Source organism: Candidatus Cyrtobacter comes, assembly GCF_034470605.1.
GTDB lineage: Bacteria > Pseudomonadota > Alphaproteobacteria > Rickettsiales > Midichloriaceae > Cyrtobacter > Cyrtobacter comes.
In genome coordinates this window covers 1-9,101 of sequence record NZ_JARGYT010000049.1, presented here as the reverse complement: position 1 = coordinate 9,101, position 9,101 = coordinate 1, and the positions used below count along the sequence as shown (strand labels likewise).

Below are 9,101 nucleotides of genomic sequence, written 5' to 3'. Positions count from 1 at the left end.
CGCTAAACTCAAAGAAAATCGACGCTTAGCATTACGATTTGAGAAATCCGATCTCTCTTTCCTTGCCTTTATAGCTTTAGCATCTATTAAATACAACCTTTGTTAACAGTGCCTAATAAATCATCTTCTACCAACCAAAGATGTAAGTGGGCTAGGCGGAGCCATTGCTCCTGATATGTTACTTCAAGTAGCTACTACATATAATAATATGACACCAGAAGAAAAAAAGAACTTGTGTTCAAGTATCGTATTTGATCTAGATCATGAAAGAGATCTGTTGGCGCAACCAAGTAATAGTGGTAGGAGGGATAGTAAAGGTGGTAGTAGAGATAGTAGTAGGGGTGCATCTAGGTATTAGGGGGGTTTATAATATTGGATTATATATTTTATAATTCATGGCTTAGCATTATGAGGTGTTTAAGAATGCCGCATAGTTACACGTGATTAATATTATCTAATGTAAACAGCTCTTAGCAACAAAACCCATTTAGCAAAAACTCCTAGCCAAATTATCCATAAAATGGCAATCATCTTTTGGTTAATTCTTAACTATTTATTTGTATTCTCATCCCATCATACGCAGCCTCAATACCAGAAGGTAGCAGTTTTGCAATTTCATCGTAATCTATTTCATGAGACATATGTGTTAATACTGCTCTTTCTGGCTTTACTCTATAAATCCATTCTAAGGTTTGCTCAAAAATTGAATGTGTAGGAGACCAATGATATCTTAGGCAATCTACAATCCAAACCTTCACTCCTTGTAATATCTTGAATGCGTTTGAATTTAATTTATTCACATCAGTAGAATATGCTAAATCTCCAAATCTAAAACCATATGACTTTACTGTACCATGCTCTTGTATAAATGATTGTATCATAATATCATTAACCAAAAACTCATCCTTAAGCTCATGAAGCTTCAAGCATACAGGGTACCATTTGCTTTTTTGTTCAAACAAATAAAATGCTATAGCTTTTAGGTAATCCATAGCTTCAAGTGGGGCATAAATTGGAATAGTTTTGCTTTTGGTTAACATCTTAAGATCATGTATACCACCAACATGATCGGAATGATCATGTGTAATCAAAACTGCATCTAATGATAAAAGGCCGTGCGAAATTGCTTGATACCTAAGATCGGGAGAAGTATCAACCAACACCTTAGTGTTACCTTTTTCGATCAATATAGACGCCCTAGCCCTTTTATTTTTCGCATTAGTTGATTTGCAAACCACGCAACAACACCCAATTATAGGCACGCCAGACGAACCGCCACATCCTAGAATCGTGCAAATCATTTAGTTATAAAATACTTTTAGCTACAGATACTATGTCAGTCACCTGTGGCAAACAAGCTTTTTCCAAATTTGCTGCATAAGGTAATGGTATATCTTTTCCTGTTATTCTTTGAGGTGGTGCATCCAGATAATCAAATGCTTTTTCTGATACCTGTACACAAATTTCAGATGCAAGCCCACAAAAGCTCCATCCTTCCTCAAGAACAATAATTCTATTAGTTTTTTGTACAGAGTTTATTATTGTATCTATATCTAGAGGTCTAATTATCCTTAAATCTATAACCTCTACACTTATTCCATCTTTTTGTAATAACTCCGCAGCTAGTAATGCATTTTCTACCTGCAAAGAAAAAGAAACTAATGTCACATCTGTACCTGACCTTATAACCATAGCCTTTTCATGATTATTATAATTTGGGTCTTCGTGTGATCTACCGTATAAAATCTCATTTTCCAAAAAAATGACAGGGTTAGGGTCCTGTATTGATTGTTTAATCATGGCTTTGTGATCATGAGCATAATAAGGTGAAACAACCTTTAATCCAGGTATATGCGAAAACCAACTAGCAAAACACTGAGAATGTTGAGCCGCAACCCTAGATGCAGCCCCATTTGGACCCCTAAATACTATTGGGCAATTTAGCTGCCCCCCAGACATATAGCAAGTCTTTGCAGCTGAGTTAACTATTTGATCCATAGCCTGCAATGCAAAATTGAATGTCATAAATTCAACTATAACCTTTAAGCCTGAAAGCGCCGCCCCAACTGCCAAACCTGCAAAACCATGTTCAGATATTGGTGTATCTATAACTCTTTTATCGCCGAATTCCTCTAAAAGCCCCTGTGTTACCTTATAAGCACCTTGATATTGAGCTACTTCCTCGCCCATTATTAGAACATTTTCATCCAATCTCATTTCTTCTGCAATTCCATCTCTTATTGCTTCTCTAACAAGATACATAAAACCCTCTATATAAATAATAACACAACCAAGCTCTGCAAAGCGCCCAGCATAGAAAATATACAGATACTCTATAAAAGTACAGATTGGAAATTAATATCTTAGTTAGAAAACCACTAATTCAATCATATAAAATATTAACTCTGCTTATTGGCTTTTAAAATATTTTTGCTACTCTTAATGTATTGAACTCTTTTAAATCTTATTGAATTTGCCTCAAGCTGGCACACGTATAATGTGCAGCAAGTTATTAGCACTAACAAATAGCGACACATAAACCCTATTGATATAAAGTGCGAGACATTATAGGATTTAATGATCTCTGCAATACGACACTAGCACTGTCATAGGTGATGGCTTTAAATAGTATTTAACTATTTTAATATACCGATTAATGTGCTATTATCCACCATTCTGATTCAGTTTAGATGCTAATTCTGTAAATATGAGCGAAACAGCTAAGTCCACTTTTAAAGTTGGTGATTGTGTTATATACCCTTCACATGGCCTGGGAAAAATTACCGCTGAAGAGATCCAAACTGTTGCAGGTTCTGAGGTTAGGTTGTATGTTATATCCTTCGAAAAGGATAAAATGATTTTGCGAGTTCCGAAATCTAGAGCTGCAAAAGCTGGTTTGAGGCACCTTACATCTAGTATTCATTTTTCTAAGGCGATGGATGTTTTGAGGCAGAAAGCTAAGATTTCTAGAGGCATGTGGAGTAAGAGGGCCCAAGAGTACGAAACAAAGATAAATTCTGGTGATGTAGTGAAAATAGCTGAAGTTCTAAGGGATTTGCATAAAGGCTCTGGTGATGTAGAAAGGTCTTATAGTGAAAGAGTTATATATGAATCCGCCCTGGAGAGGATTTCACACGAATATTCTATTTCACTTGAAATTAGCAAAGATGATGCTGCTAAAAAGCTTATAGAAATACTAGATTTTAGAGCTTAAGACTTTTACATCAAAATAATATAGAGCATACTGCAATAATACTAGAATGGTACTTCAGTGCCAAGTCCAATTTACGGCTCTAAAGACCTATGAGAAATTGAAGCGAGGTGCCGTTATGGATCGCAATACTCCATTATCTAAATGGAGTAGCTAGAGTTATTTGGAATGAAAGGTTAAAAGGAATGAAAGGTTAAAATTACTCTCAAAGATAGGTTTGAGAAAAAAAGTAAGATAGTGTGAAGTAGAGAGGAAAATTAGAAGGAAGCTTGAAATTGGCTGGCAAAGGCCATGTTATAATGCAAATTGATCTTTACGTTGTTAAATCTAATATTTTTGAGAGCTATCACCTTAAACATAGACGTGCTATAGATGATGATCTGCTATCATGGTACAAGAGCGCGCTACAAAAGGCAAAAGATATCTCGTTTAGGCGGAATATAGCGAAAATTATCTTTAAGAAGTTGGCTCTGCAAGTGCAGGATGATATACAATTAGCAAAGAAAGAAGAACTACTCTCTTTTATTTTAGAATATATAAAGTTACAGCTTAATTTTTGTAAAGATCTCAGTAATCAAGGTTCTAAGGCAGATCTATTATCTATAATGAAAGATATACCTACAGAGTATATCTTAATTTATGAAAAATTTATAGATTTGAGAGATTGGTTATAAAGTAATGGATGTCCAGAGATATACCAGATCTATCTAAGGATAGATTCTCGTTTCATTATGCAGATATCAAGGCGGCGTATCTATCTTTGCGAAAAATAGTGAAATTTATGTGCAATATACAGATTATAGAGGGCAATTCCTGAGCGCAAAGATAGATCACTGACTTACTAAAGATAGCAGGGAATTATTTTTAAATGTCTTAGTTTGCTATCAACCATTTCATGAATCTTATTTAAAGATAGCAAGGGGCATCTTTCAGCGAGCGTATTAGGAAGCTGCGCTATACGATATAAGGAATAATGAAGTAAGAGTATAGTATTGAACATATAACGGCATGGCTTAAGAGCATCGCAAGCCAGAAGATACTAGCAAATTATATGTGATACTTAAGTGATATATCTAAAGCGCTATAAAATGGCATAATATTTAGTGTATATAAATCATCAATCAAAATAGCTAATGACCTATCCAATACAATTTAGAAAAAAATAATGAAGCTGCATGAATCTGGTATGAAGTATGAAGAAGTATGGAAAAATGTGTCAATGAGAACCTTAAGCAGATGGAAGAAGGAAATAATGCCTAAAGCGAATAGAAATAAGCCAAAAATCAATAAAGAGGCTTTAATGGAAGATATTAGAAAATATCCGGATTCGTATGGATATGAACGAGCAAAAAGGTTATGTGTAAGCAAGTCTAGTATTGCTTACGCGATGAAACTATTGTCAGTAACATATAAAAAAACCCTAGATCATCCGAAAGCGGATCAAGAAAAAAGATTTGTCAGAAGGTTAAAGAACTAGAGAAAGAAGGCAAATCAATTATTTACATAGATGAAAGTGGATTTGCTATGCCAAGAACTAGTTGATATTCATTAAAAGGAGAGCGTTGTTATGGCAAGCACGATTTGGGGGCCAAAGGTAGTGCATTGGGGCCTTGATTGATGATACGGTTGATGGATTGGTAGACTCCAACACAGGAGTTTTTACAGTTTAGGTTGAGAAGTTGCTACTGCCCAGCATCTCAAAACAGTTGTTATGGATAATGCCGCTTTCCACAAGGGAAAAATATGCAAAAATTTATAAACAATGCTGGCTACTTTATCTACACTCTCCTGCCAATTGAGAAAAAATGAGCTCAAGCACAGATCCATTAACTGCTCCTTAGATCAATTATTCACCTCTTTTTTAGTATGATATTTTATAACGGTTTAGCTATACTCCAAAACTACAATGCTTACATTTTAAGCCCATTACTTAATTGGCAATATGGGTTGGCGCCATAACAACTTACTACCATCATATCTACTAATGATTAGCAATCCCTTTCGATACAAATGTTAGCGCTTGTATAAATGATATACATGTTGTATACAGTCTCGAATCTAAGGTTCCTTAACTTAAGTGATTTTTGGAACTTCGCATGCGGTCCTCTTTTGTTTGGTCTTCTTTAGGGGGTTTCTTAATGGAGTATTTATTCATCTTAGGATGGTGGGGTCGCAGAGGCATAACCGAACTTTTTTGTTTTTTAAAATGTACAAAGCTGAATATACAATGCAGCAGCTTTTTGAGGCTGATGTGCACTATGGCCATAAAAAGAATCTATGGAATCCAAAAATGGCATCCTACATATACGGTGTTAAAAATGGGATGCATATAATAGATATAAGAAAAACATTTGTAATGCTTGCAGAGGCCCTTAATGCGGTTAGGGATGTTGCAGCTAAAAACGGTAGAATACTTTTCGTTGGAACAAAGCCGCAAGCTTCAGATATTATCTCAGAGAATGCCAGAAGGTGTGGGCAGTATTATGTAAATCACAGATGGTTAGGGGGGATGTTGACTAATTGGGATACGGTTTCTAAATCAGTCAAAACATTGCAAAAATGTGAGGAAAAGTTATCTGAAGAAGAATCTGAGCTTACAAAAAAAGAGCAACTTAGGCTTGCAAGAAAAATTGAAAAATTACAAAATATTTTGGGCGGTATCAGATCTATGGGTGGAGTTCCTGATATGATATTTGTTATAGATACAAACGAGCACAAAATAGCAATACAAGAAGCTAAAAAACTAGGTATATCTGTGGTTGCGATGGTTGATACTAACTCCGATTTTTCCGGCGTTGATTATATAATACCTGCAAATGATGATGCAACTAGGTCGATAAAGTTCATAGCTTCGTTGATTTCTGATGCCATTATAGATGGTGTTGGATATGCGTTATCTGAATCTGGTGTGGATATAGGTGCCTCATCAGAGCTTTCTGAGATTGAAAAATCATCAACCTCTTCAAGGAAGAAGGGTGATGTAACTGAAAAAGAGTAAATTAGTTTATTGATTATCTTATGACAATTGTTACAGCGTCTTTAGTTGCGCAGTTGCGTGGCAGGACTGGTGTTGGTATGATGGCCTGCAAATCTGCTTTGGTTGAATGTAACGGTGATATTGATGAAGCTATAGCTCTGTTAAGAAAAAGGGGGTTAGCTTCAGCAGCAAAGAAATCAGGCAGAGAAGCTCTTGAAGGGTTAATTTCTTTGTTTTCTAGTGAAACTGTTGGGGTAATGGTTGAAGTGAATTCAGAGACTGATTTTGTAGCGAAAAATGCTCAATTCATAGAGCTGGTTCAAGGTATAACTAAAACTTATTACAATTTTGATGGTGCTTTGGAAGATTTTCTTAACTCGAAGTTTATAGGTTCATCTTTTACTGTACAGGAAGAGATATTAAGTGGAGTATCTATCATAGGTGAGAATATAAAATTGGGCTCTGCGTATAAAATAACTGGTGATTATGTGGCCAAGTATGTACATGCTGCGGTTGCATCTGATACTGGGAGAATAGGTGTGTTGCTGGCCTTTAACGTAGATGGTCAATTCAATAAACATGACTTAGATGAGTTAGGTAATAGCATAGCAATGCATATAGCCGCTGCCAAGCCGCGTTTCGTTTCCATAACTGCTGTTGATAAACTTACCTTGGAGAATGAGCTCGATGTTGCTAAGGAAAAGGCTAGGTTGTCAGGTAAGCCTGATTCTATGCTAGAGAAAATAGCAGAGGGTAGAGTGCGGAAGTTTTATGAAGAGGTTGTGCTTTTGGAGCAAAATTATGCTTTGGATGAGAAGATAAAAATTTCCTCTTTAATTGAGGGAGTTGGCAATAAATTAAAAATAAAAATAAATCTTAAAGGATTTATCCGTCTTTCTATAGGCGATCCTGATGGAAATATAATATCAATTATATAAGAATATGTCCTTGAAGTTTTCTAGGATACTTATAAAACTTTCTGGTGAGGCCCTAATGGGTGATCAAAGTTTCGGTCATGATAGGAGTGTCATGCTTGGTATATGTCAAGATATAAAGGAGGCATATGATTTGGGTTGTCAGGTATGTATTGTGGTTGGTGGGGGCAATATATTTAGAGGTTCTCTGGCCATTACTATGGGTATTGAAAGAACTACGGCAGATCATATGGGGATGCTTGCGACATGTATTAATGCGCTTGCAATGCAGAGTATGATAGAACAGATGGGTATTCCAATTAGGATGCAGTCTTCCATTCCTATGACAGCTATAGCAGAGCAATACATAAGAAGGAGGGCTATAAGGCATATGGAGAAGGGGAGAATAGTAATATTTTCTGCTGGGACTGGGCATCCATTCTTTACAACTGATACAGCGGCTTCTCTAAGGGCTGCAGAAACCAACTGTAAAGCCATATTTAAAGCAACACAAGTTGATGGTGTATATTCTAGTGACCCTAAAAAGGATTTTGGAGCGCAGAAATATAGCTCATTATCATATAAAGATGTTATGGATAAAGACCTCAGAATTATGGATACAGCGGCTATATCTCTTGCCAAAGAGAATAAAATACCTATACTCGTCTTTAATATACGCAAGAGGGGTGAGATTGCGAGGGTGCTGACTAGTGGTGGTGAATATTCTATTATTAGCTGATTTTTGATATGGAAATAGATTTTAGTATTGAGAAATTAAAAACAGAGGCAAAGCATAAAATGGATGGTGCTATCTCTGTGTGCAAGAATTCACTTTCTGGTTTACGTGCTGGAAGAGCATCTCCTGCTTTTCTTGCACCAATCAAAGTAGATGCTTATGGTGATATGCTCCCAATAGAGCGTGTTGCTAATATAACAGCACCTGAGCCTAGAATGCTTTTAGTTCAGGTCTGGGATAAGACCGTATTAAAGAGTGTTGAGAAAGCAATTGCGAATGCAGGGCTAGGTATTACACCCGCTATTGATGGACAAAGCATACGCTTAATTTTCCCACCGCAAAGCGAAGAGAGGCGTAAAGAGTTATGCAATAAAGCTGCGGAATATTCGGAGCAATTTAAGGTAAGTATAAGAAATATAAGGAGAGATTCTATATCTGCAATAAAAAAAGCTGAAAAAGATAAACTTATATCAGAAGATGATATGTCTGTTTATACTACAAACATTCAGGAAATTACCGATGATTATGTTTCCCGCATAGATAAGTTATTAAAACAAAAAATTGAAGATATAATGACTGTTTAGTTAACATCCATTATTCTAAGATCTTTATAGGAGGTGCTTAGGTACCTTGTGTGCAATTTTCTTTCGTTCATGTTTCTTTGGTCTTCTTTTGGAGATGTTTTCACAAAGATCGCGTTAGCCAAGCTTCAGGAGAGCTTTATAATAAATTTTAGTGCAGTTGGGCAATAAAAAACCCTAGAAAGGTGAAGCTCTTGTTGTGGCAAAAGCTTCACTAGCCTATAAATCAAAGAAAAAATCAATAGAGTGAAACGCTATCGACATCACCATTGTGACAAATATAAAGGTTTGGCGCATACTCAAAACAAAGTTTACTATAATCACAAGTAGTCTCATCTGTTTCGTATTTACATATTATAGCATTTCGAGAGAGTGCATCGCATACAAATTTCATACTGTCATCTTGCATATATTGTGCGCTAATATGCTGTTGTTGAACACTTTTCATCATGCTACACATTACCTCTGCGCCACCTTGATTTTTGGCCTTAGCTTCCTCACAAGTTCCATTTTCTGGGTGATATTCTGCTGGATATTTATCATCACCACATGCCGCATTGCTGAATTTTATACTTGAATATTTTAGGCACTGTTAACAAAGGTTGTATTTAATAGATGCTAAAGCTATAAAGGCAAGGAAAGAGAGATCGGATTTCTCAAATCGTAATGCTAAGCGTCGATT

General features: G+C 36.0%; 11 protein-coding genes. 8 read left to right on the top strand and 3 right to left on the bottom strand.

Annotated elements, in window-relative coordinates; genetic code table 11:
- Positions 1-175: 175 nt before the first annotated feature.
- Positions 176-358 carry a hypothetical protein gene (locus tag Cyrtocomes_RS03970; RefSeq protein WP_322497908.1) on the top strand — a complete coding sequence of 61 codons (183 nt, stop codon included), beginning with the start codon at positions 176-178 and terminating at the stop codon, positions 356-358.
- 187 nt (positions 359-545) lie between these two features.
- Here the strand turns inward: Cyrtocomes_RS03970 and Cyrtocomes_RS03965 are convergent, their stop codons facing one another.
- Both Cyrtocomes_RS03965 and Cyrtocomes_RS03960 read right to left on the bottom strand, forming a co-directional pair.
- Entirely contained in the window at positions 546-1,301 is a 756-nt protein-coding gene (locus Cyrtocomes_RS03965) for an MBL fold metallo-hydrolase (RefSeq protein ID WP_322497907.1), read from the bottom strand.
- 4 nt (positions 1,302-1,305) lie between these two features.
- A complete protein-coding gene (locus tag Cyrtocomes_RS03960; RefSeq protein WP_322497906.1) occupies positions 1,306-2,262 on the bottom strand; it encodes a pyruvate dehydrogenase complex E1 component subunit beta in 957 nt (318 codons plus the stop codon).
- 445 nt (positions 2,263-2,707) lie between these two features.
- Here Cyrtocomes_RS03960 and Cyrtocomes_RS03955 point away from each other — a divergent pair, with 445 nt between their 5' ends.
- From Cyrtocomes_RS03955 to frr, 7 genes are all read left to right on the top strand, one after another.
- Entirely contained in the window at positions 2,708-3,214 is a 507-nt protein-coding gene (locus Cyrtocomes_RS03955) for a CarD family transcriptional regulator (protein WP_322497905.1), read from the top strand.
- Positions 3,215-3,510: 296 nt separating this feature from the next.
- Positions 3,511-3,885 (top strand): hypothetical protein, encoded by a 375-nt coding sequence (locus Cyrtocomes_RS03950; protein ID WP_322497904.1) that lies wholly within the window; start codon positions 3,511-3,513, stop codon positions 3,883-3,885.
- A gap of 491 nt (positions 3,886-4,376) precedes the next feature.
- Entirely contained in the window at positions 4,377-4,688 is a 312-nt protein-coding gene (locus tag Cyrtocomes_RS03945; protein ID WP_322497903.1) for an IS630 transposase-related protein, read from the top strand.
- Positions 4,689-5,372: 684 nt separating this feature from the next.
- Positions 5,373-6,209, top strand: coding sequence for a 30S ribosomal protein S2 (gene rpsB / locus Cyrtocomes_RS03940; protein WP_322497902.1), 837 nt, complete (start codon positions 5,373-5,375; stop codon positions 6,207-6,209).
- Between the two features lie 20 nt (positions 6,210-6,229).
- The gene (gene tsf, locus Cyrtocomes_RS03935) at positions 6,230-7,126 is read left to right on the top strand and encodes a translation elongation factor Ts (protein WP_322497901.1); all 897 of its coding nucleotides are present in this window, start codon (positions 6,230-6,232) and stop codon (positions 7,124-7,126) included.
- A 4-nt stretch (positions 7,127-7,130) separates the two neighbouring features.
- Positions 7,131-7,841 (top strand): UMP kinase, encoded by a 711-nt coding sequence (gene pyrH, locus Cyrtocomes_RS03930; protein ID WP_322497900.1) that lies wholly within the window; start codon positions 7,131-7,133, stop codon positions 7,839-7,841.
- A gap of 8 nt (positions 7,842-7,849) precedes the next feature.
- Positions 7,850-8,422, top strand: a complete 573-nt coding sequence (frr, locus tag Cyrtocomes_RS03925) for a ribosome recycling factor (RefSeq protein ID WP_322497899.1) — start codon at positions 7,850-7,852, stop codon at positions 8,420-8,422.
- Positions 8,423-8,657: 235 nt separating this feature from the next.
- Here frr and Cyrtocomes_RS03920 read toward each other — a convergent pair whose 3' ends face one another.
- The gene (locus Cyrtocomes_RS03920) at positions 8,658-8,870 is read right to left on the bottom strand and encodes a hypothetical protein (protein WP_322497898.1); all 213 of its coding nucleotides are present in this window, start codon (positions 8,868-8,870) and stop codon (positions 8,658-8,660) included.
- Positions 8,871-9,101: the final 231 nt, after the last annotated feature.